Source organism: Bradyrhizobium genosp. P, from assembly GCF_049949265.1.
Taxonomy (GTDB): Bacteria; Pseudomonadota; Alphaproteobacteria; order Rhizobiales; family Xanthobacteraceae; genus Bradyrhizobium.
On sequence record NZ_CP188195.1, the window covers coordinates 8,216,566 to 8,237,402 of the forward strand.

Below are 20,837 nucleotides of genomic sequence, written 5' to 3' on the forward strand. Positions count from 1 at the left end.
CATTGCTTGTTGCCCGACAGCGGGATGAGAGACTAACGTGGGCTTCCCGGTTTGTTGCCCAGGCATTTGATGACCGACGAATGACGATGCGATTTCTGGTCACGATCGGTCTTGTTGCGGCAATCGTGCCGGCCTTGGCCGATTCGGACAGCGCCCCGCTCGAAATAACCCTGCCCGTTACGACCGATCCTGCGACAATCCAGTGCCGCCAGATCGGCACACAAGGCGCAACCTCACTGTCCTTCCTGCCGATGCACCGCACCTTCAACGACGATTTCGACGAGCATCCGCTGTCGAGCGGACGATGGGTGCCGCATTACGCCGGCGGCGCCGCATGGCCGGAGGCGCGCTACTGGGGCGGCGACGGCTCTGATTTCAAGCGCAAGACCAGCGCCAATGGCGAGCAGCAGATCTATGTCGATCCACGCTACGCCGGGCGCGGCACGACCCCGCTCGGCCTCGATCCGTTCCATGTCGAGAACGGCGTGCTCACGATCACGGCCAGGCGCACGCCACCCGACATGAAGGCGGTGCTGTTCAACAACGAATACATCTCAGGCATCCTGACCACCCAGGGCAGTTTCGCGCAGAAATACGGCTATTTCGAAATTCGCGCCAAAATCCCGATCGGGACCGGCGTGTGGCCGGCGTTCTGGATGCTGGCCGACGACGGCGGCTGGCCGCCCGAGGCCGACGTGGTGGAGGGACGCGGGCAGCGACCCGGCGACCTCGTGATGACCACGCATTGGCGGATTCCCGCGACCGGCAAGATCGAACACTGCGGCTTCGATTTCACCGTCCCCGGAGCCGAGGCCGACTTTCACAATTATGGTGTGTTGTGGGAGCCGGACCGCCTGATCTATTTCATCGACCGCAAGCCGGTGTCCGATATCAGCGTGCCGGTCGGATTCGATGATCCGATGTACATGATCGTCAATCTTGCGATGGGATCAAAATTCTTCATCGGCGTCGGCTTTGTCGACGGCGAGTCCCCGGTGACGGTCAATTTCGAGATCGACCGCATCTCCGCCTACCAGATCGACATGACCTTCGCGGGAGCCAGCAATGTCCGATAGATTTTCACGTCGGCAGTTTGCCGGGCTTGCCGGCCTCTCGGCGCTCGGCCTGTCGACCCCCGCGCAGGCGACGGAGAGCGCGCCGCGGCCGGACGGCGCAAGCTTTCCCTCCGGCTTCCTCTGGGGCACGGCTACGTCGTCCTACCAGATCGAAGGCGCGGTCGACGAGGACGGCCGCGGCCGCTCGATCTGGGATACGTTCGCCCACACGCCGGGCAAGATCGAGGACGGCAGCAATGGCGACCGCGCCAACGATCATTATCACCGCTACAAGGAGGACGTCGGTCTCATCAAGGATCTCGGCACCAAGGCCTATCGCTTCTCGATCGCGTGGCCGCGGGTGTTTCCGGACGGCACCGGCACGCCGAACCCGAAAGGCCTCGACTTCTACAATCGCCTGGTCGACGAGCTACTCGCGAACGGCATCGAACCCTACGCCACGCTCTATCACTGGGACCTGCCGCAGGCGTTGCAGGACCGCGTCGGCGGCTGGCGCTCCAGCGACACATCGAAGGCGTTCGCCGATTACGCGGGCTATGTGGCGGAGCGGCTCACTGATCGTGTGAAGAATATTTTCACCGTCAACGAGGTCGGGCGTTTCCTCCCCTTCGGCTACGCCCTCGGCGTCGACGCACCCGGCTTGACGCTGCCGCCGGCCGAGGTGAACCAGGCGCGCCACCATGTCGCGCTCGGGCATGGCCTTGCGGTGCAGTCGATCCGCGCCAAAGGGCGCGCCGGCACCCGGGTCGGCCCGGCCGAGAACATCACCACCTGCGTGCCCGCGATCAACACACCTGAGAACATTCGCGCCACCGAGATTGCGACGCGCGAATTCAATTCCGGCTTCCTCGGCGTCGTTCTCGACGGCAAATACACCGAAGGCTTCCTGGCCTATGCCGGTGCGGATGCCCCCAAATTCACGGCTGAAGAGCTGAAGATCATCTCGGAGCCCAATGACTTCGTCGGGCTGAACATCTACTCACCGCAGCTCTACATCGTCGCGAGCGACCACAAGCCCGGCTGGAAGCCGCTGCCGATGCCCGCCTCGTTCCCGCACATGAACTCAGATTGGCTGCGGATCGCGCCGGAGGTGATCTACTGGGCGCCGCGGATCGCAGCGAAAATCTGGAATCTCAAGAGCATCTATATCAGCGAGAACGGAACATCTGGTGAGGACAAGGTCCAGCCCGATGGGCAGATCTACGATCTCGACCGCATCATGTATCTGCGCAACTATCTCGCCCAGCTGCAGCGCGCCACCGCCGAAGGCGTCCCGGTCCACGGCTATTTCCTGTGGAGCCTGATGGACAATTTCGAATGGATTTATGGCTATGAGAAGCGCTTCGGCCTGTACCGGGTGGACTATGCCACCCAGGCGCGCGTGCCGAAGCTGAGCGCAGCGTTCTATCGCGACGTGATCGCGCGCAACGCGATCGGGGTGTGACGCTGATGTCCTATCCGGCCTGCGGCTGTGCACCGGCCCATGCCCGCTTGAGCAGATCGCGAATGGCGGCCTGTTCGATCGGCCGCGGATTCCAGTAGGGATTTTTGGTCGCAAGCGCCGCGGCCTTGTCGATCCCGTCTTCCGGCATGCCGATCTCGGCAAGCGAGCGCGGCGCGCCGAGCTTTGCCGATAGTTCGAACAACCCGTCAGCCGCATCCCGCGCGCCAAGCGCCCTGGCTGCACGGCCAATCGCCTCGCGGGCAGCCGGCGTGTTGTAGGCGATGGTATGCGGCAGCAGCACCGCATGGGTCTTGGCATGCGGCAGGTCGAACAGCGCGCCGACGGTGTGGCAGAGCTTGTGATGCAACGCCATACCGACGGTGCAGAGACAGACGCCGCACAACCAGGCCCCGTAGAGCGCGTCCGAGCGTGCATCGAGATCACGCGGCCGCGCAACCACTTCCGGCAACGACGATGCCAGCCTGGCGATCGCTTCCTCCGCCATCAGCGCGGTGATCGGGTTGCCGTCCCGTGCATACAGCGCCTCAGCGGCGTGCGCGATCGCGTTGAGGCCGGAGATCGCGGAGAATTTTGCCGGCATCGAGAGGGTCAGGTTGACGTCGTAGATCACGGCCTCGGGCAGGATCTTCGGCGATGACTGCGTGGTCTTGACGCCGTCGACGGTTTCGCCGAGCACCGGCGTCATTTCGGAACCGGCGTAGCTGGTCGGCAGGATCAGCTGCGGCAGGTCGGTACGCAGCGCGATCGCCTTGCTGAGCCCGGTCGCAGCCCCCGCGCCGATCGCAACCACGCCATCGGGCTTCAGCTCACGAACCACATCCATCGCGCGCTCGGTCACCGCAACGGGCGTATGCACCACCGCACCGTCGAACACGCCCGCCACGCGGCCGCCGGTCAACGACGCGAGATCGCCGAACTCGGCCTGCTGCCGCCGGCTCGCGAGCACCAGCGCGCGCGTGATGCCGAGACGATCGAGTTCGTCTGCCAGGTGCGCGATCGTGCCGACCCCGAACACGACCCGCATCGGGCTGACCTGGTAGGTGAATGACTGCGACATCGGGATTTCCTTGTTGCCCTCCGGAGAAAACCGCCGTCGGACGGCACAGCTGTTCCACTTATCGCCTTGGTCCAGTCAACGACACCCCTACGCCACCGCCTTGTAGTCGGGCGCGGTCGCAAGGAACCGCGCATAGGCGTCCGCGTCGGGCGGCGTGAATTTTTCGACGAGCGGGCTGCGGCGGCGCGATGATGTGCCGATGTCAGCCAGCAGCTCGTCGAAATGCTTGAAATGGTAGGGCGCGACGCATAGCCCGCCATAGACGCCCGCCGCCGGACGCTCCACTCGCTTGAAGCGCAGCATCATCGCGATGTTGTCGTTCATCTCGGCTGCGCTCGGCTGGTGTGCGAGCTGGCCATCGGCGTAGCGCACCAGCCAGTTTGCGGCGAGGTCAGCGCACAGCACCGTGCAGAAGCTCGAATTGAAGCCGACGAAGCCCATGTCGGGCAGATCAGGATTGGCGATCAGGCGATACAGTCGATATTGCCCGTCGGGCTCGACCAGCTTCGCCCGATAGGCGTCGGGCAGGAACGGCACGCCGAGCTTGTAGCCGATCGCGAGCACCGCAACATCGGCGGCAATGCGCTGGCCGCCGCTCATGACGATGGTCTTGCCGTCATAGTGATCGAACGTGCCACGCACCGCCTTGATGCGGCCATCGGCGACCATCGGATAGAAGCCGGGCGTCGCAATCGGCACCGAACAGTTGACGCCGTCCTCGATTCGCTGCTTCGGCACCATGTCGCACTGCTTCAGCTTGAGCTGTAGCTTCAGCATGCTTTCCAGCCCACGCCAGTTCGCCCACACGAAGGGCTTTACAATGGCGTGCGCTAGCCGTGACATCGGCCCGATGCCCCAGCTCCGGAACATCTCCTCCTGGGCGCGGACGTAGAGGATGCGCTTGAAGTTGACGAGTCCGCCGATGAAATACGGAATCCGCCAGACCGGCTCGCGATAGACGATGTTCACCGCGATGTCGGTTGCCGATTTCGAGCCGCCGAGCACGACCACCTTGCGTCCCTTGGCAAGATCAGGATCGCCATATTGCGACGAATGCAGGATCTGGCCGCCCTGCGCCTTGAAGCCGTCCTCGCCCGCCAGCTGCAGCGTCTGCGGCTCGTTGAACTGCCCGGTGCAGACCGCGACGAAATCGAAGTCCTCATGGCCGCTGGCGCCATCGGGGCTGCGCAGCGCGAGGGTCCAGCCGGCTTGCCGTCGGCACGACGGCTCATGGCCTCAACCTTGGTATTGAAGCGGATCGCACCGTCGAGCCCGTGACTACGGGCGTAGTCGCGCAGATAGGCATGGACCTGCGGGCCCTTCGGCCATTCCGGATAGGTCTCCGGCATCGGCTTGTCGGTGTAGCGATAGAGCTCCTTCGGGCTCTGGGTCTGCACATCGGGATAAGCGCGTGCCGGCTCCCAGACGCCGCCGAGATCGCCGCTGCGCTCGACGATCGTGACTTTGTGGCCGCGGGTGGCAAAGGCCTTTCCGGCGGCGAGCCCCGACACACCGGCACCGATGACGCACACATGCTTCTGCTTGACCATGAAACCGCTCCGCGATGAGTGAACTGGTCCATTCCCTTGAGCGCACGCGTCCCCGTCATCGCCGGAGGTTGCTCCGGCGAGCCGTGTATCGCGTGCGCGGTATCTGCTTTAGTCCCAGCCTAGTCGTTGGCTTCCGGCGGCAGGAAATCCACCTCGTGCTCGGCGGAGATGCGGACGACCTCGGCGGGGTCCTGCAGATTGTGCAGCTTCTCGAACAACGCTTCGAGCTTCTGCATCGGCGAGACCCAGAACAGCGCCCGCGCCGGCTTGTCCGACTTGTTGAAATAGCCGTGCGGAATGCCGCGCGGCAGGCGCACGAGGTCGCCGGCCTTGGCCTGGACCCAGACCCCATCGAGCTTGAGGTCGAGCACGCCCTCCTGCACCAGAATGAACTCCTCCTGGGTCGGATGGATGTGCACCGGCACGAACTGGCCGGGATCGCTATTGGTCTCGAACGCGAAGGTCGAGTCGGTGACCGCCTTCGGATAATAGACCTGGCCCAGGATATTCCAGGTTTTGCCGCCGTAACCGGTGCCGTTTGGCGTGATGCCTTGTTCGAGCGTGCCCATGTCAGCCTCTCCAGATTGGATGCGCATTGCGGAGCCTGAACCTGTCGCCGGCCACCTTGGCTGTCTAGCCGATAAACGAATCCGCAAGCCGGCAGGACCATGTTGCGATGCGAAATCGCGCCGCCGTCCGTGATGTGCCCAAGGCGCCCGCACTGACCTGCGCGCCGATCGGGCAGACTGCGCAACGAAACCGCGTTTCCCTTTCCGGGAGGATGCATTAGGCTGTCGATGTTTTAGACCTCAAACAACTCCGGACGGCCGGCGTGATTGCGACGAGCAGCGAGGTTTCGGCAAGGACAAGGCTGACGGATTTCGCCCGCGTCTCCACGATGCGCGTCGACGACGCGGCTGAGGCGGTCGGGCGCATCTTCTGCCCGCACGAGCTGACGCCGGTCGATCGGTCGGAACGGTATTTCTTCGCACTTCACAATTGCGCCGGCTTTGATGGCTTCTCCATCAACTACGTCGCCTATGGCGGTTCGGTGTCGATCAACCCCGGCTGCCTCGACCGTTTCTTCCTGCTGCAGATGCCATTGCACGGCTCGGCGTCGGTCAAGACAGCCGCGCGCCAGCTGACGACGGGGCCGCAGCGGATGGCGTCGCTGCTGTCGCCGACCATTCCGACTGAAATGACGTGGCGCGGCGATTGCGCTCAGCTCATCCTGCTGCTCGACCGCAAGCTGGTGGAGCATCGCGCAGCCGCGCTTGGCGGCACGGCCGTACGGCCGGTCGAATTTGATCCGGCCCTCGATCTGACAAATCCGGTCGGGCAAACGCTGACGACGGGAATGGAACATCTGGTCGCGCTTCTCGAGCAAGTCGGACCGCAGAAACGCCTGTCCGCGATCGCAGCCGCCAACTGGCGCGAGCCGTTTCTCAACGCGCTGCTCAACGGCCAACGACACAGCCTGAGCTCCGCTATCGATGTGTTCAACGGACGCGGCGAAACGCAGCCGGCAGCGCTGAAGCGGGCGCGGGCCTATCTGGAGACGCGCGCAGCCGAACCGCTTGATCTCGCCGAACTCGCCGACGTCGCAGATACCGGCATCCGCGCGCTGCAGATCGGCTTCCGCCGCCATTTCGGCGCCACCATCTCCGAGATGCTGCTCGACATCCGCCTCGCCCAGCTCAACGCTCGGCTGAAGACGGCGCGGCCGGGCGAGCGAATCGTCGATATCGCCTTCGATCTCGGCTTCACCCATCTCAGCCGCATGGCCAGCACCTATCGCGCCAAGTTCGGCGAGAGCCCAAACGCGACCCTGCGCCGGCTGAGTTGAGCGCAAGGTCCGCCCCAGCCTACCGGTCCCGCCGGACCCTGCCCATCCGGCCAGTTTCGGGATTGCCCGTGACATCCCAGATTGGGGAAAGCCACAGGAGCTTTCCATGACCGAACAGACCCCCCTCTCCTCCCTTTCGTCGGCTCTTTCCGAGACGGTCGCGCGCGCAGCGCCGGCGATCGTCTCCGTGCATTCGCACCGCCTGCGGGCCTCCGGCTTCGTCTGGAAGCCCGGGCTCATCGTCACCGCCGAGGAGGCGCTGGCCGACGAAGGCGAGGTCGAAATCCTGCTCTCCGACGGCAGCCGGCGGCAGGCGACCATCGCCGGGCGCGACCACACCACCGACATCGCGCTGCTGCGGTTCGACGGCGATATCGCCCCGGTCAAGCTCTCGGCGAACGTTCCCGCGCTCGGATCGCTTGCCGTCGTCGTCGCGACTGACGGCGGCGCCGCGACCGCACGGCTCGGCATGGTCTCGCGCTCGGGTGCGGCCTGGCGCAGCCTGCGTGGCGGCGAGATCGACGCCAGGGTCGAGCTCGACGTCCGGCTGCGGCACAGCCAGCAAGGCGGCCTGGCGCTGAATGCCGAAGGCGAAGCGTTTGGCATGGCCGTGCTGGGTCCGCGGCGCGTGCTGACGATACCCGCCGCTACCATCGAGCGCGTCGCAGCGCAGCTCGAGAGAAGCGGCCGCATCCCGCGCGGATATCTCGGCCTCGGCATGCAGCCGATCCGCCTCGACGACGGCATCGGCGCGATGGTCATGAATGTCGACAAGAACGGCCCCTCGGCCGCTGCCGGCATCCGGCAGGGCGACGTGATCGTGGCGGTCAACGGTGAGAAATTGTCCGGCGTACGGGCGCTGTCGCGGAGCCTGGGGCCGCAGAGCGTCGGAACGGTCGTCGACCTCACGATCCATCGCGGCGGCGAGCCGTTGCACTTCAAGGTGACGATCGGCGAAAGGCCGGAGACGTGAGCAAGGAGACCGCGCCTGACGTCGTGATCTCGCTTCAGATCGACGATCCGGCCCTCGCCGACCGGCTGGCGACGCTGCTTGACGGCGTCGCCGGGTTGCGCCTCGCAGCACCGGGAGAGCCGGCCGTGGCCGTAATCGTCTCGCGCGATCGGGAGGCGGCGGGTTCGCCCGGCGACTTCGAGCTGACGCCGCGCGAACTCGATGTGCTGGCGCTGCTGGCCGAGGGTGCGTCGAACAAGATGATCGCACGGCGCCTCGGCATCTCCGTCCACACCGCCAAATTTCACGTCGGCTCGCTGCTCGACAAGCTCGACGCCACCGGCCGCACCGACGCCGTCGCACACGCGGCGCGGCGCGGGGTGATCAATTTGTGAGATATTCTGTCGTCATTGCGAGGAGCCAACGGGTCGCGCAAATGCGCGCCCGATGACAGGCGCCGCGACGAAGCAATCCATCGGTCCGCGCACGCGGAAGGATGGATTGCTTCGCTCCGCTCGCAATGACGGGGCAGATTCGGCTCGGACGATCAGATTGCCAACCCTCGGTGTCGTCGCCCAGCTTAACCGGGCGATCCAGTATTCCAGAGACGGTTGTGATTGAGGCGATGGGCCGCGGCGTACTGGGTCGCCCAGTCCCAGTGCGCAATTGCGCACAAGGCCGGGCGATGACAGATGGGGTTGGGCTGCAGATCACCATCGCGAGCTAACGACTCGCTCGAGCGAGGATGCCCCTAAAGATCGAAATTCGTGGGCAGCATGACGACGTCGCGAATGGTCATGCCGCGCGGCCGCGTCAGCATGAACATGACGACATCGGCGACTTCGCTGGCCTCCAGCAGGCTTCCCTGCTCCTTGGCTTCCTTCAGCTTCTCGGGCGGCCAGTCCGCGAGCAGTGCGCTGATGACCGGTCCCGGCGAGATCGAGCCGACGCGGATGCCGTGCTTGAAGACCTGGCGCCGCACCGTCTGGACGAAGCAATTGATCGCCCATTTGGACGATGCATAGACCGGCTCCCATGGCGTCGGAAAATGCGCCGCCAGCGAACTCGTGACGATGATGTCGCCGGTCCGGCGTTCGATCATATGAGGCAGCACATCGTGCACATTCTTCATCACGACGTTGACATTCAGGTTCAGCATCCGGTCGATCGCGCCGGTATCGGCATCGACCAGGTCGCCACCGACATAGGTCCCCGCATTGGCATGCAGGATGTCGAACTGGCCCGCCTGCTCCAGCACCCTGGGCAGCAGCGTCGCGCAGTCCCTGGGATCGAGCAGGTCGATGACCAGCGGGATCATGGCGTCGCCGTGCCTGCTGCAAAGCGCCTTCAGCGCGGCCTCGTCGCGGTCGACCATCACCACGCGCGCACCCGCCGCCAACATCGCCTCGGCGCTGGCCAATCCGATGCCCGACGCAGCCCCGGTCACGGCGGCAACCTTGCCTTCCAGTTCTCTCGCCATAGGTCTTCACCTTACTGAGGTCACCACACCACGCATCGCATTATAGCAACCACAAGCGGCCTTGTCGGGGCAAAGGCCTGTCCGCGGTGGGGCTAATGATCCAGTTGGCCGCGCCAATTGCTAGCTTGTGGTGCCTAGCTGTGTTTCGCCGGGATGTCGTCCTGCGCGCCCGGGCAGGATCAGGATGCAGCCGAGGATGAAGACGGCGATCACAGCTGAAGCGATGGGGCGGCTGAGCGCCAGCCCGCCATGATCGATCGGTTTGTCGAGGAAATCGCCGACGGTCGCGCCAAGCGGCCGTGTCAGGATGAACGCGGCCCAAAACAAGACCACCCGGGAGGTGTTCGTCCAGAAATAGGCCGCTGCAAGGATGGCCAGTCCGGCCGCAAAGACCAGTGCGCCGCCCGCGTAGCCAAGGCCCGTCGTGTCGGCCATCCAGTCTCCAAGCGCTGTTCCCAGGGTCTGGGAGAATGTGATCGCGGCCCAATAGAATGCCTCGACCCTCGGCCGGGTCACGGTCTCCACCGCAATCGACCCCTCGACAAAATACCAGAGAACCAGCGTCGCCAGCAGTAGTCCGAGCAGCAGCGACGAGCCGCCGGTATAGCCGATTCCCAACGACCGATCGGCGAAATCAGCCATGGTCGTGCCGAACGTTGTCGAGGCAACGACCGTCGCCCAGTACAGGAACGGATGGAAGCGCCGGGCGAGAATCTGCACCACGACCAGGACGATGAGTGCGCCAAAAAAAATCGCCGTTCCAGCCAGGTACCCCCAATCCAGGGTCATCGTCACGGAGTCTCCGCCAGTTTCTCCGAGCGTGGTTGCGGCGATCTTGATGATCCAGAAGACGAGGGTGACTTCGGGAACCTTTGTGAAAGTGTCTCGCACGTCGTGGGAATTCAAAGCAGTCATGGCATCGCATCATGTTGTTGACAGGGAATGGGCGAAGTCGTTTCGGCTGGAAGGCTGGGCACAGCCTACATCAGGACTTTCCAGCGGAATCCATCATCGACAATAATTCGCTGATGGTCTGTTTACATTTGAGGGCGTCCGGCGTTGCCGCACGCAGCGCATCGAGCGCACGGTCGATCGCCTTGTCGACCTTGTGCCAATCGGCGGCGGCGCGCGGCTTCAGGGCCGCTTCGGCGTCGTCCCACTGGACCTCGAGATCCTTGATCCTGCTCTTGGCGCCGGCGAGATCGCCCTTGTCGATCAACGCGGCGACATCGACGACGACGGCGCGGAATGGCGAGAGGTCGCCGAGTTTCGAGGACATTGTGGCTTCGGCTGACGGCACGAAGGAAACGCCGCCGTCCGCATGCCTGTGCGGCTCGCCTGACATGAGACTCAGTACACCGATGGTGGACGCGAGTATCAATTTTTTCATGCTCACTCTCCTCGTTGCGGCCCGCGCGACATCGCCCGGGCTTCTGGTGAAAAACGGTTGGAAGCAGAGGTCACCGCGCAGGATCGGCGCCTTCGCTGTGTTCGCCCTCGAAGGTCACCCAGGCGACAAGCGCGATGATCATGGTCAGGAAGGCGAGGCTGGTATTGACGGTACCGAGGCCGACGCCGCCGTAGTTTCGCGATTGCGACAACAGATCGCCGAGCGAGGCGCCAAGCGGCCGGGTGAGAATGTAGGCCAGCCAGAACGTGAGGACGGGATTGACGCCGAGCGTATAGAAGACGGCAACAAAGGCGATCAGGACCCCGAACACGACGACGCCGAGCCCAAAGCCCAGGCCGAGCGCCTCCGTTGCCAGATCTCCAGCGGCGGTGCCCAGCGCAAAGGTGACTAGAACGGCAGCCCAGTAAAACAGTTCGCGGCGCGTGGTCGCGATCGTGCGGATCGACAGCGTGCGTTCGACGGCGAACCAGATCGCGAACGTTACGGCCAGCGTGCAGGCAAACACGACCGTGCTGACGTAAAGGCTGATCTCCAGCCTGTCGGTCAGAAGATCGGTGATCTCGGTCCCGACAGTGCTGACCAGCACCACCGTCAGCCAATAGATCGAGGGAACGTAGCGCCGGGTGCGCAGTTGCAAGATCAACGCGGCGAGCAGCAGGGACGCCATGCATGCCGTCGTCACGTTTGCCCCCAGCCCGACATGGACTGCGAGATAGTCGGCGCCGGTCTCGCCAACTGTTGTTGAGAGGACCTTGATGGCCCAGAAGATCAGGGTGACCTCCGGAACCTTGTTCAGCATCGGCGATGAGCGGACCAGCGAGATCGTGGACACGGCGTTCTCCGGGTAATCATTTGTTCACAAGCGACGCCGAGATCATGGCCACGGCCGACTTAGGTGCGACTTAGACGGAACGTCCTGCACGGCCCGGACAAGCTTTTCGGCAAGTCCAGCAGTGCGCGACGCCGCCCTAAGTCTGGGCTAAGTCTGACCCACAAGAACTGTGCGGTCCGGTTCCGGCCCACGGACGAGGATCGAAGGATGCGCGTTCTGCTGATCGAAGATGACAGGATGATCGGCTCGGCTGTGCAGCAGGCGCTGAGGGACGCAGCTTACGCGGTCGACTGGGTGACCGACGGCGAGACCGCCATCCATGCGGCGGAGAGCGAAGCGTATGAGCTTGCTCTGCTTGATCTCGGGCTGCCAAAGGCCGACGGTCGCGAGGTGCTGCGGCGGATGCGTGCGCTTGACCGCAGACTCCCCGTCATCATCGTGACCGCGCGCGACAGCATCGACGACAGGATCGACGGGCTCGATCTCGGTGCCGACGACTATCTGGTCAAGCCATTCGAGATTCGCGAGCTGCTGGCACGGATGCGCGCCGTGCTCCGGCGCGAAGGCAGCGGTGCTACGCCGCTTCTGCACAATGGAAAGCTCAGTCTCGACCCGGCCACGCGCGAGGCATCTTTTGCGGGCGAGAGCGCGGTCCTCACCGCACGCGAGTTCGCGCTGCTCCAGGCGCTGATGGCGCGGCCCGGAACCATTCTGTCGCGCAGCGAGCTCGAGCGTCAGATTTACGGCTGGAACGAGGAGGTCGAGAGCAATGCAATCGAATTCCTGATCCACACGATTCGCAAGAAGCTCGGCACGACGGCCATCCGCAACGTGCGCGGGGTCGGCTGGATGGTGGACCGCCCGTCATGATCAGGTCGCTGCGCGGACGCCTGTTCCTCGGGCTGACCGTAATCATCATCCTGACAGGCCTGACCGGCAGCCTGCTGGTCTACAGCTGGGCGTTCCGGGAGGCCGCCGAGTTGCAGGATTCGGTCCTGATCCAGCTGGCGAGCCTGGCTCAGAACGGCAGCTTTGCCGGCAGCCAACCCCTGCCGGGCGTCGAAGAGGACACCGATGTCTGGCTGATCGAGCTGGGACAGACGCCGCGTGGCCCGGCCGACGACCGTCAGCTGTTCGGCGTGACGGACGGCTTGCATCTCGCCACGCGAAAGCGGCAACCGATCCGGGTGCTGTTGCGGACGCGGCCGGACGGCAGCAGGTTCGCCGTCGCGCAACCGACCGCGGTTCGTGACGATACCGCGCGCGATATGGCGTTCCGCACGGTGCTGCCGATTGCCGCGCTGATTCCCTGCCTGATGTTGGTCACGGCGATCGTGATCGCGCACTCGCTGCGGCCGATGGTCCGATTGGCCGGAAATCTCGATGCCAGACGCGCTGATGATCTCATTCCGCTGCCGCTGGCCGGCACGCCGAGCGAGTTGCACCCCTTCATCCACTCCATCAACGAATTGCTGGTGCGCGTAGGCCTGCTAGTGGATCAGCAGCGGCGGTTCGTCGCTGATGCCGCCCACGAATTGCGAACACCGATTACCGCGCTCAGCCTGCAAGCGGAAAACCTCGGATCGGTCGACCTTCCCGGGGAAGCTTGCGGTCGCGTTGCGGCGCTCAGGCAGGGCATGCAGCGCACCAAGCATCTGCTCGAGCAATTACTCGCGCTGGCCCGCTATGAGGCCGCTCCAGCCGCACGAGGTAAGATGCCGTTGGTCGCTTTCGACAGCGCGGTCAAGCAAGTCGTCGCCGATCTGTTGCCGCAGGCGCATGATCGCGGGATCGATCTCGGTTTCCAGCTTGTCGAACCCCTCATCGTACGAGGTGAGCCGGTGATGCTCGCGACGATGGTGCGCAATCTGATCGACAACGCGCTGCGCGTGACGCCACGCACGGGACGCATCGACATCGGCATCTATCGGGAGGACGAGGCGGCGATCCTGCAGATCGAGGACACCGGGCCCGGCATCGCATCGTCTGACCTGGAACGGATCTTCGAACCGTTCTTTCGGGGCTCCAGTCCGGAGGGCGAAGGAAGCGGTCTTGGCCTGTCGATCGTGAAGCGCGTTGTGGAAGGGCTCGGAGGCGGGATCGCGCTGGACAACATTGCCGGGACCGATCGTTCCGGGCTGCGCGTGACGGTTCGTCTGCCGCTCGTGGACGATCTGCCGAAGGAGGCCTCCGGTACGGCGTAAGCAGAGCTTGACGCCCGCGGGTCCGGGCAAGTGGCATCTTCTCCTGGTACACGTCTGTTCCGTTCACCTTTTGAATCAATGGCCGGAAAAGCATAGCCTGACCAACAGCCCCGGCGCGTTGTCGCGCAGCTCGATCTGCGCGCCATGCAGGCTCGCCACCGCGGCAACGAGGCTGAGGCCGAGGCCGTTTCCGGGCGTGTAGCGGCTTTGCTCGAGCCGAGTGAAGCGCTTGAAGACATGGTCGTGCTGGTCGGCGGGAATGCCGGGGCCGTCATCGGCAACCGACATCACCGCGCCGCCCTCGTCGTTGTCGCAGGTGACGCTCACCCGTCCGCCGGCACGGCCGTGCTTGATCGCATTGTCGACGAGATTGGCGATCGCGTCGAACAGCAGGTCGCGATCACCGGTGACCAGCACCTCGGGATCGCCGGCAAGATCGAGACGGGTGGTATCCCGCTCGGCCGCGGCGTCGTAGAGCTCGACCACTTCGCCGGCGATCTCGACCAGGTTGACGGTCCGGAACGCGCCCTTGCGGGCCCGCGACTCGATCTCGGAAATCCGCGTGATGGATGCAAACATCCCGAGCACGGCGTCGAGATCGGCAATGGTATCGCCGATCAGCACCGCGTCATTCTCGCCATTGCGCGGAGCGTGATAGGCCTTCTCCAGCCGCCCGCGCATGCGGGTCAGCGGCGTGCGCAGATCATGCGCGACATTGTCGCTGACCTGCTTCACCTCCCCCATCAGGGTTTCGATGCGGTCGAGCATCAGATTGAGATTCTCCGCGACGCGATCCCATTCGTCGTGACTGCCGCGCAACGGGATGCGCTGGTCGAGCCCCGAGAGCATGATGGCGCGGCTGGTCGCATTGATGGATTCGATCCGGCCGACCGTGCGCCGCGTCACCCCGATGCTGGCGCCGGCCGCGAGAGCGAAGATCAGCACGATGACCGCAAAGCCGGCCGCCTTGATCCGTGCGGTGAAGCCGTCGAGATCGCTGATGTCGCGACCGACCAGCAGCCGATCGCCGCGCGCCAACGCCTCGGTCACGCCGCGGACCAGAGGTTCGGCCGAGCCCAGCGACGGCACCGGTGCGCGGAACTCGCTCCATCCCTGCTCCGCGGCGCCGGCCGGCCATTGTGTGAGGTTTCCGGCGAGCACCACAGGTCCGGGTCCGGCCAGCAGGTAGACGTGACCGGCAAAGCTCTTGTCCGCCATGCGCTGCCCGATCAGCGCAATCAGTCCGTCGCGGCCGGACCGCGTATAAGTGTCGCGCAGGCTCGCCTGCTCGGCCGCAACAGCACCATCGGCGCGGCTGCGCACATAGGAGGCGGTCGACCAGTAGACATAGGCGAAGATCGCCGAGACGATCAGGCCGAAGGTGCCGATCGCGATCAGCGCCAGACGGAACGTCGATGATCTGAGGGTCTTAGCCAGGAGCACGGAGGCAATACCCGATGCCGCGGATGGTGTGGATCAGCGGATAGGCTTGCTGATCATCGACCTTGCGGCGCACGCGTCCGACATAGACGTCGATGATGTTGGTCGAGGGATCGAAATGCAGATCCCAGACGTGCTGGAGCAGCATGGCGCGCGACACCACACGACCTTCGTTGCGCGCGAGATATTCGAGCAGCTGGAACTCCTTCGGCAGCAGCGGAATCTTCCGGCTGCCGCGGCTCGCCGTCCGCGAGATCAGATCGACCGCGAGATCGCCGACCCGCAAAATGGTCTCCTTGGCGACGGTCTCGCTGCGCCGGCCGAGCGCCTCCAGGCGCGCCAGCAACTCGACAAAAGAGAACGGCTTGACCAGATAGTCGTCGCCGCCGGCGCGCAATCCGCGCACGCGGTCGTCGACCTCGCCCAGCGCACTGATGATCAGGAACGGCACCACGATGCCGTCATCGCGCAGTTGGCGCATCACCGCGATGCCGTCGATGTCAGGCAGCATCCGATCGATCGTGATCACGGCATAGTCACGCGCCGCGCCTCGGCTCAGCGCGTCGCGGCCGTTCGCGGCCAAATCGACATCATATCCGCTGGTGGTGAGCTGCTCGACGAGCTGATCCGCGGTTTCCGGATCGTCCTCGACGACGAGAATGCGGCGGTGGGCTCCGGTCATCGTATTGAACTCTCCGAGCGCGCCCCGCGACGGTCGCCACCAGACTATCCCATTCCGGGGCAGGATGGAAATGCCCGGTGACGACCGCGACAACGGCGCGGTTCGCGGTATCAGTACCAGCCGTCCCCGCACGCGTTGACCCATTGCAATCCGTAAGGCGTCCATGCCCTGCGCCAGCAACCGTCATAACTGCCATCATAACCGTAAGTCCCGCCGAAGAAGGCGAAGCGGCGGTGGTGACGGAAGTCGCCGTGATGATGGAAGCCGTGATGGAAGGCGTGCGCGCCATGGAATCCGCCTGCCGCGAAGCGCGGGCCTAATGCCGATGCACCCGTGAAGCGCGGGCCGCCAAAATGTCCGCCGCCGAAATGGGCGTGACCCGCGCCGGCGAAGGCCGTCGCGCCACCGCCAAAACCTCCCGCGTGCACGCCGCCGCCAAACCCTCCGCCATGTATTCCGCCGCCGAAGCCGCCGCCATGGCCGCCTCCAAAGCCGCCGCCGCCGAAGCCGCCGCCGCCATGGCCGCCGCCTCCGAAGCCGCCGCCATGCCCGCCGCCACCGCCACCGCCGCCACCTCTGGCGAAGGCCGCCGGCGCGAGTGCGACGCTGGCGCCGATCACGGCCGCCATAAGACAAGTAAAGAGCTTATTCTTCATCGAATATTCTCCGTCGTTGAACTGCGGCGAAAGCTCTTTGCCGCAAGAAGAGGAGGATCAGCAAACGCAAACCACAGGCTCACTTCAACTTACAAATGCGCCAGTTTCTGACGCCGGATTTAGTTTCGGCTGAAGGCTTCGATGCTCCGCACACGACAGATGCCGTGGCACGCCGGCAGCCTGGCTGGCCGAGATCGACGGACATTTGGCTGGAATCAGCGGATGCCCATCGTTGAAGCCATCGGCCAGGCTTTCTAGTTGTTGGGCCACGCAAAAGCGATGTCCGCAACCCAGGAGCTTCCGATGAGCGACGAGACGAAACGACCATTTCTGACACACGCGTCTGGCGCGCCTGTCACCGACAACGTCAACATCATGACGGCGGGGCCGCGCGGTCCGGCGCTGTTGCAGGACGTCTGGCTGATCGAGAAGCTCGCGCATTTTCACCGCGAAGTGATCCCGGAGCGGCGCATGCACGCCAAGGGCGCGGGCGCCCACGGGACCTTCACCGTGACCCACGACATCACGCGCTATACCAAGGCGAAAATCTTCTCGGAGATCGGCAAGCAGACGCCGATGTTCGCGCGGTTCTCGACGGTTGCCGGCGAGCGCGGCGCGGCCGATGCGGAGCGTGACATCCGCGGCTTTGCGCTGAAGTTCTACACCGACGAAGGCAATTGGGACGTGGTTGGCAACAACACGCCGGTATTCTTCTTCCGCGATCCGCTGCGCTTCATCGACCTGAACCACGCGATCAAGCGGCACCCCCGCACCGGCATGCGCGATCCGGACATGAACTGGGATTTCTGGACCCTGCTCCCCGAGGCGCTGCACCAGGTCACCATCATCATGAGCGAGCGCGGCATCCCGAGAAGCTTTCGTCACCAGCATGGCTTCGGCAGCCACACCTATAGCCTGATCAACGCGAACAATGAGCGCGTCTGGGTAAAATTCCATTTCCGCACCCAGCAGGGCGTGCAGAATCTGACCGATTCCCAGGCCGAGGCGCTGGTCGGCAAGGACCGCGAGAGCCATCAGCGCGATCTGTTCGACAGCATCGAATCCGGGGCCTTCCCGCGCTGGACGCTGTTCATCCAGGTGATGACGGACGAACAGGCGAAGGCGTTCCCGTTCAACCCGTTCGATCTGACCAAGGTCTGGCCGAAGGCGGATTACCCGCTGATCGAGGTTGGCACTTTCGAGCTCAATCGAAACCCGGAGAACTTCTTCGCCGAGGTCGAGCAGGCAGCGTTCACGCCGGCCAATGTTGTGCCCGGCATCGGCTATTCGCCCGACAAGATGCTGCAAGCCCGCCTGTTCTCCTACGGCGATGCGCAGCGCTACCGCCTTGGCGTCAACCACCACCAGATCCCGGTCAACGCGCCGAAATGTCCGTTCCACAGCTATCACCGCGACGGCGCCATGCGCACCGACGGCAATCTCGGCGGGACGACGACCTATTGGCCGAACGGCCGGGGCGAGTGGACGGACCAGCCGCAGCTGAACGAGCCGCCGCTCGAGATATCAGGTGCGGCCGCGCATTGGGACCATCGTGTCGATGACGACCACTGGCGGCAGCCGGGCGATCTGTTCCGCAAGATGAGCGCCGCGCAGAAGCAGACGCTGTTCGACAACACCGCCCGCCAGGTCGGCAAGGCATCCCGGCACATTAGGGAACGGCACGTTGCGAACTGCAGCAAGGCCGACCCGGCCTATGGCAAGGGCGTCGCCGACGCGCTCGCCAGGTTTGCCGCCGGCGAGCTGTAGTACAACGAGTGCGGCAAGCCCTACGTCGGCTTGCCGCGGCCGTTCTTCTCGGCGGCGCGGCGCAGCGCTTCGGCGAGTGCGCCGCCCGCGGACTGATCGCCCGACTTGCGCGGAGCGGATGACGACATCTTGCCGGAGCTGCGCGAATTGTCGCGCGACGGTGCGGCCGCGTCCTTCTTCGCTCCAACCTCGTCGTCGAGACGCAGCGTCAGCGCGATGCGCTTGCGGGCCACCTCGACGTCGAGCACCTTGACCTTGACGATATCGCCCGGCTTCACCACCTCGCGCGGGTCCTTGATGAAGGTCTTGGACATCGCCGAGATGTGCACCAGCCCATCCTGGTGCACGCCGATATCGACAAAGGCGCCGAACGCGGCGACGTTGGTCACGGTGCCCTCGAGGATCATGCCCTTGCGGAGGTCCTTGACCTCCTCGACACCTTCCTTGAACACCGCGGCCTTGAACGCCGGACGCGGGTCGCGGCCGGGCTTTTCCAGCTCGCGCAGGATGTCGGTGACGGTCGGCAAACCAAACGTGCCGTCGACGAAAGCCTGCGGCTTGAGCTGGCGCACCACATCGGCATTGCCGATCAGCGTCTTGATGTCGCTTTTGGTCGCCTCGAGAATGCGCCGCACCACCGGATAGGCCTCCGGGTGCACGCCTGAGGTATCGAGCGGGTCGTCGCCATTGGTGATGCGCAGGAAGCCGGCGCATTGCTCGAACGCCTTCGGCCCGAGCCGCGGCACCTCTTTCAGCGCCTTGCGCGATTTGAACGGGCCGTTGCTGTCGCGGTGCTGCACGATGCTTTGCGCGAGCCCCTGCCCGATGCCCGACACGCGGGCCAGCAGCGGCACCGAGGCGGTGTTGGCGTCGACGCCAACCGCATTGACGCAGTCCTCGACCACGGTATCGAGCGAACGGGCGAGCTTGGCTTCGCCCAGATCGTGCTGGTACTGGCCGACGCCGATCGCCTTCGGGTCGATCTTCACCAGTTCGGCCAGCGGATCCTGCAGGCGGCGGGCGATCGACACCGCGCCGCGGATGGTGACGTCGAGATCAGGCAACTCGCCCGACGCAAACGCCGAGGCCGAATAGACCGACGCGCCGGCCTCGGAGACCACGATCTTCGTCATCTTCAGGTCGGGCAGCCGCTGCACCAGTTCGGTCGCGAGCTTGTCGGTCTCGCGCGAGGCGGTGCCGTTGCCGATCGCGATCAGTTCGACCCGATGCTCGATCGCGAGCTTGCCGAGCATCGCCAGCGCCTCGTCCCAGCGCCGCTGCGGCTCATGCGGAAACACCGCCGTGGTGCCCACCACCTTGCCGGTCGCATCGACCACCGCAACCTTGACGCCGGTGCGGAAACCGGGATCGAGCCCCATGGTGGCGCGCGCGCCGGCCGGCGCCGCCAGCAGCAGGTCGCGCAGGTTCGAGGCGAACACGCGCACGGCTTCGGTCTCGGCCGCGGTCCACAGCCGCATCCGCAGATCGATGTTGAGATGGATCTGGATTTTGGTGCGCCACGCCCAGCGCACCGTCTCCATCAGCCATTTGTCGCCCTTGCGCCCCTGGTCGGAGACGGCGAAGGCGTTCATGATCCGCAGTTCATAAGCGCCGGGCACGCCGGCCACCGGCTCCTGCGCCTCCGGCTTGATGGCGAGGTCGAGGATCTCCTCCTTCTCGCCGCGGAACAGCGCCAGAATGCGGTGCGAGGGCAATTTTGGCAGCCCCTGGCTGAAATCGAAATAGTCCTTGAACTTCTCGCCTTCGGTCTTCTTGCCCTTGCGCACGGTGGAGACGATCACGCCGTTCGACCACATCATCTCGCGCAGCGCGCCGATCAGGTCGGCATTCTCGGCAAAGCGCTCGACCAGGATCGCGCGCGCCCCCTCGAGCGCGGCGGCGACATCGGCGACCTCTTTCTCGGCATTGACGAAGGGGGCCGCGACCGCCTTGGGATCGTTTGCTGGCTGCGTCAGCAGCATCTCGGCCAGCGGCTCGAGGCCGGCCTCCTTGGCGATCTCGGCCTTGGTGCGGCGCTTCGGCTTGTACGGCAGATAAATATCTTCGAGGCGGCCCTTGCTGTCGGCGGCCATGATCTGGGCTTCGAGTGCGGCATCGAGCTTGCCCTGCTCACGGATCGATTCGAGGATCGCGGTGCGGCGCGCTTCGAGCTCGCGCAGGTACGTCAACCGCTCTTCCAGCGTGCGCAGTTGCGCATCATCGAGCGCGCCGGTCAGCTCCTTGCGGTATCGAGCGATGAACGGGACGGTCGCGCCGCCGTCGAGCAACGTCACCGTCGCCTCGACCTGCTCGTCGCGAACCCCCAGCTCCTGCGCAATCTTCTGATGAATTTTTGCCACGCTCGTCTCTCTGAACAGTCGCACCGCCGGACCTTCGGCTGTGCGGGGGTCGCTTATGG

18 protein-coding genes and 1 pseudogene are annotated in these 20,837 nt (G+C 64.8%); 8 read left to right on the forward strand and 11 right to left on the reverse strand.

Features of this window, described 5'->3' with window-relative positions; genetic code table 11:
• Positions 1–80: 80 nt before the first annotated feature.
• Together ACP2YO_RS39450 and ACP2YO_RS39455 are read left to right on the forward strand one after the other, a co-directional pair.
• Positions 81–1,076, forward strand: coding sequence for a glycoside hydrolase family 16 protein (locus ACP2YO_RS39450; protein WP_426436575.1), 996 nt, complete (start codon positions 81–83; stop codon positions 1,074–1,076).
• Positions 1,066–2,520 carry a GH1 family beta-glucosidase gene (locus ACP2YO_RS39455; protein WP_426436577.1) on the forward strand — a complete coding sequence of 485 codons (1,455 nt, stop codon included), beginning with the start codon at positions 1,066–1,068 and terminating at the stop codon, positions 2,518–2,520. Before ACP2YO_RS39450 ends, ACP2YO_RS39455 begins: the two co-directional genes overlap by 11 nt.
• Positions 2,521–2,530: 10 nt before the next feature.
• Here ACP2YO_RS39455 and ACP2YO_RS39460 read toward each other — a convergent pair whose 3' ends face one another.
• The 3 genes and pseudogenes from ACP2YO_RS39460 to ACP2YO_RS39470 form a co-directional block, all read right to left on the reverse strand.
• On the reverse strand, positions 2,531–3,598 hold the full coding sequence (locus ACP2YO_RS39460) for a maleylacetate reductase (protein ID WP_426436579.1): 1,068 nt from the start codon (positions 3,596–3,598) through the stop codon (positions 2,531–2,533).
• 87 nt (positions 3,599–3,685) lie between these two features.
• Positions 3,686–5,148, reverse strand: a pseudogene (locus ACP2YO_RS39465) (flavin-containing monooxygenase).
• A gap of 119 nt (positions 5,149–5,267) precedes the next feature.
• A complete protein-coding gene (locus ACP2YO_RS39470; RefSeq protein ID WP_426436582.1) occupies positions 5,268–5,717 on the reverse strand; it encodes a cupin domain-containing protein in 450 nt (149 codons plus the stop codon).
• A 263-nt stretch (positions 5,718–5,980) separates the two neighbouring features.
• Here ACP2YO_RS39470 and ACP2YO_RS39475 point away from each other — a divergent pair, with 263 nt between their 5' ends.
• The 3 genes from ACP2YO_RS39475 (at position 5,981) to ACP2YO_RS39485 (ending at position 8,341) form a co-directional block, all read left to right on the forward strand.
• Complete coding sequence (locus ACP2YO_RS39475) at positions 5,981–6,994, forward strand: AraC family transcriptional regulator (protein ID WP_426436584.1); 1,014 nt, start codon at positions 5,981–5,983, stop codon at positions 6,992–6,994.
• A gap of 106 nt (positions 6,995–7,100) precedes the next feature.
• Entirely contained in the window at positions 7,101–7,967 is an 867-nt protein-coding gene (locus tag ACP2YO_RS39480; RefSeq protein WP_426436586.1) for a S1C family serine protease, read from the forward strand.
• Positions 7,964–8,341 carry a response regulator transcription factor gene (locus tag ACP2YO_RS39485; protein ID WP_426436588.1) on the forward strand — a complete coding sequence of 126 codons (378 nt, stop codon included), beginning with the start codon at positions 7,964–7,966 and terminating at the stop codon, positions 8,339–8,341. Before ACP2YO_RS39480 ends, ACP2YO_RS39485 begins: the two co-directional genes overlap by 4 nt.
• 356 nt (positions 8,342–8,697) lie before the next feature.
• Here ACP2YO_RS39485 and ACP2YO_RS39490 read toward each other — a convergent pair whose 3' ends face one another.
• The 4 genes from ACP2YO_RS39490 to ACP2YO_RS39505 form a co-directional block, all read right to left on the reverse strand.
• A complete protein-coding gene (locus tag ACP2YO_RS39490; RefSeq protein WP_426436590.1) occupies positions 8,698–9,426 on the reverse strand; it encodes an SDR family oxidoreductase in 729 nt (242 codons plus the stop codon).
• A gap of 120 nt (positions 9,427–9,546) precedes the next feature.
• Positions 9,547–10,341, reverse strand: coding sequence for a hypothetical protein (locus ACP2YO_RS39495; RefSeq protein WP_426436592.1), 795 nt, complete (start codon positions 10,339–10,341; stop codon positions 9,547–9,549).
• 70 nt (positions 10,342–10,411) lie between these two features.
• Complete coding sequence (locus tag ACP2YO_RS39500; protein WP_426436594.1) at positions 10,412–10,816, reverse strand: hypothetical protein; 405 nt, start codon at positions 10,814–10,816, stop codon at positions 10,412–10,414.
• A 70-nt stretch (positions 10,817–10,886) separates the two neighbouring features.
• On the reverse strand, positions 10,887–11,636 hold the full coding sequence (locus ACP2YO_RS39505) for a hypothetical protein (RefSeq protein WP_426443430.1): 750 nt from the start codon (positions 11,634–11,636) through the stop codon (positions 10,887–10,889).
• Between the two features lie 240 nt (positions 11,637–11,876).
• Between ACP2YO_RS39505 and ACP2YO_RS39510 the strand changes: the two genes are divergently transcribed.
• Together ACP2YO_RS39510 and ACP2YO_RS39515 are read left to right on the forward strand one after the other, a co-directional pair.
• Positions 11,877–12,539, forward strand: coding sequence for a response regulator transcription factor (locus ACP2YO_RS39510; RefSeq protein ID WP_426436596.1), 663 nt, complete (start codon positions 11,877–11,879; stop codon positions 12,537–12,539).
• Complete coding sequence (locus ACP2YO_RS39515; RefSeq protein ID WP_426436598.1) at positions 12,536–13,873, forward strand: ATP-binding protein; 1,338 nt, start codon at positions 12,536–12,538, stop codon at positions 13,871–13,873. The genes ACP2YO_RS39510 and ACP2YO_RS39515 overlap by 4 nt, the downstream gene beginning before the upstream one ends.
• A 75-nt stretch (positions 13,874–13,948) precedes the next feature.
• On the opposite strand, the gene ACP2YO_RS39520 is transcribed toward ACP2YO_RS39515, so the two are convergent.
• The 3 genes from ACP2YO_RS39520 to ACP2YO_RS39530 form a co-directional block, all read right to left on the reverse strand.
• A complete protein-coding gene (locus ACP2YO_RS39520) occupies positions 13,949–15,316 on the reverse strand; it encodes a sensor histidine kinase (RefSeq protein ID WP_426436601.1) in 1,368 nt (455 codons plus the stop codon).
• Complete coding sequence (locus ACP2YO_RS39525) at positions 15,303–15,995, reverse strand: winged helix-turn-helix domain-containing protein (RefSeq protein WP_426436603.1); 693 nt, start codon at positions 15,993–15,995, stop codon at positions 15,303–15,305. The genes ACP2YO_RS39520 and ACP2YO_RS39525 overlap by 14 nt, the downstream gene beginning before the upstream one ends.
• A 110-nt stretch (positions 15,996–16,105) precedes the next feature.
• On the reverse strand, positions 16,106–16,651 hold the full coding sequence (locus ACP2YO_RS39530; protein WP_426436605.1) for a hypothetical protein: 546 nt from the start codon (positions 16,649–16,651) through the stop codon (positions 16,106–16,108).
• A 303-nt stretch (positions 16,652–16,954) separates the two neighbouring features.
• Here ACP2YO_RS39530 and ACP2YO_RS39535 point away from each other — a divergent pair, with 303 nt between their 5' ends.
• Positions 16,955–18,418 carry a catalase gene (locus ACP2YO_RS39535; protein ID WP_426436607.1) on the forward strand — a complete coding sequence of 488 codons (1,464 nt, stop codon included), beginning with the start codon at positions 16,955–16,957 and terminating at the stop codon, positions 18,416–18,418.
• A 20-nt stretch (positions 18,419–18,438) separates the two neighbouring features.
• On the opposite strand, the gene ACP2YO_RS39540 is transcribed toward ACP2YO_RS39535, so the two are convergent.
• The gene (locus ACP2YO_RS39540; RefSeq protein WP_426436609.1) at positions 18,439–20,778 is read right to left on the reverse strand and encodes a Tex family protein; all 2,340 of its coding nucleotides are present in this window, start codon (positions 20,776–20,778) and stop codon (positions 18,439–18,441) included.
• Positions 20,779–20,837 lie beyond the last annotated feature (59 nt).

What these genes read in the sequence shown, in the direction of transcription:
- ACP2YO_RS39450 (WP_426436575.1), top strand. Translation starts at nt 81, where the DNA reads ATGACGATGCGATTTCTGGTCACGATCGGTCTTGTTGCGGCAATCGTG.
- ACP2YO_RS39455 (WP_426436577.1), top strand. Translation starts at nt 1,066, where the DNA reads ATGTCCGATAGATTTTCACGTCGGCAGTTTGCCGGGCTTGCCGGCCTC.
- ACP2YO_RS39460 (WP_426436579.1), bottom strand. Translation starts at nt 3,598, where the DNA reads ATGTCGCAGTCATTCACCTACCAGGTCAGCCCGATGCGGGTCGTGTTC.
- ACP2YO_RS39470 (WP_426436582.1), bottom strand. Translation starts at nt 5,717, where the DNA reads ATGGGCACGCTCGAACAAGGCATCACGCCAAACGGCACCGGTTACGGC.
- ACP2YO_RS39480 (WP_426436586.1), top strand. Translation starts at nt 7,101, where the DNA reads ATGACCGAACAGACCCCCCTCTCCTCCCTTTCGTCGGCTCTTTCCGAG.
- ACP2YO_RS39490 (WP_426436590.1), bottom strand. Translation starts at nt 9,426, where the DNA reads ATGGCGAGAGAACTGGAAGGCAAGGTTGCCGCCGTGACCGGGGCTGCG.
- ACP2YO_RS39495 (WP_426436592.1), bottom strand. Translation starts at nt 10,341, where the DNA reads ATGACTGCTTTGAATTCCCACGACGTGCGAGACACTTTCACAAAGGTT.
- ACP2YO_RS39500 (WP_426436594.1), bottom strand. Translation starts at nt 10,816, where the DNA reads ATGAAAAAATTGATACTCGCGTCCACCATCGGTGTACTGAGTCTCATG.
- ACP2YO_RS39505 (WP_426443430.1), bottom strand. Translation starts at nt 11,636, where the DNA reads ATGCTGAACAAGGTTCCGGAGGTCACCCTGATCTTCTGGGCCATCAAG.
- ACP2YO_RS39510 (WP_426436596.1), top strand. Translation starts at nt 11,877, where the DNA reads ATGCGCGTTCTGCTGATCGAAGATGACAGGATGATCGGCTCGGCTGTG.
- ACP2YO_RS39515 (WP_426436598.1), top strand. Translation starts at nt 12,536, where the DNA reads ATGATCAGGTCGCTGCGCGGACGCCTGTTCCTCGGGCTGACCGTAATC.
- ACP2YO_RS39525 (WP_426436603.1), bottom strand. Translation starts at nt 15,995, where the DNA reads ATGACCGGAGCCCACCGCCGCATTCTCGTCGTCGAGGACGATCCGGAA.
- ACP2YO_RS39530 (WP_426436605.1), bottom strand. Translation starts at nt 16,651, where the DNA reads ATGAAGAATAAGCTCTTTACTTGTCTTATGGCGGCCGTGATCGGCGCC.
- ACP2YO_RS39535 (WP_426436607.1), top strand. Translation starts at nt 16,955, where the DNA reads ATGAGCGACGAGACGAAACGACCATTTCTGACACACGCGTCTGGCGCG.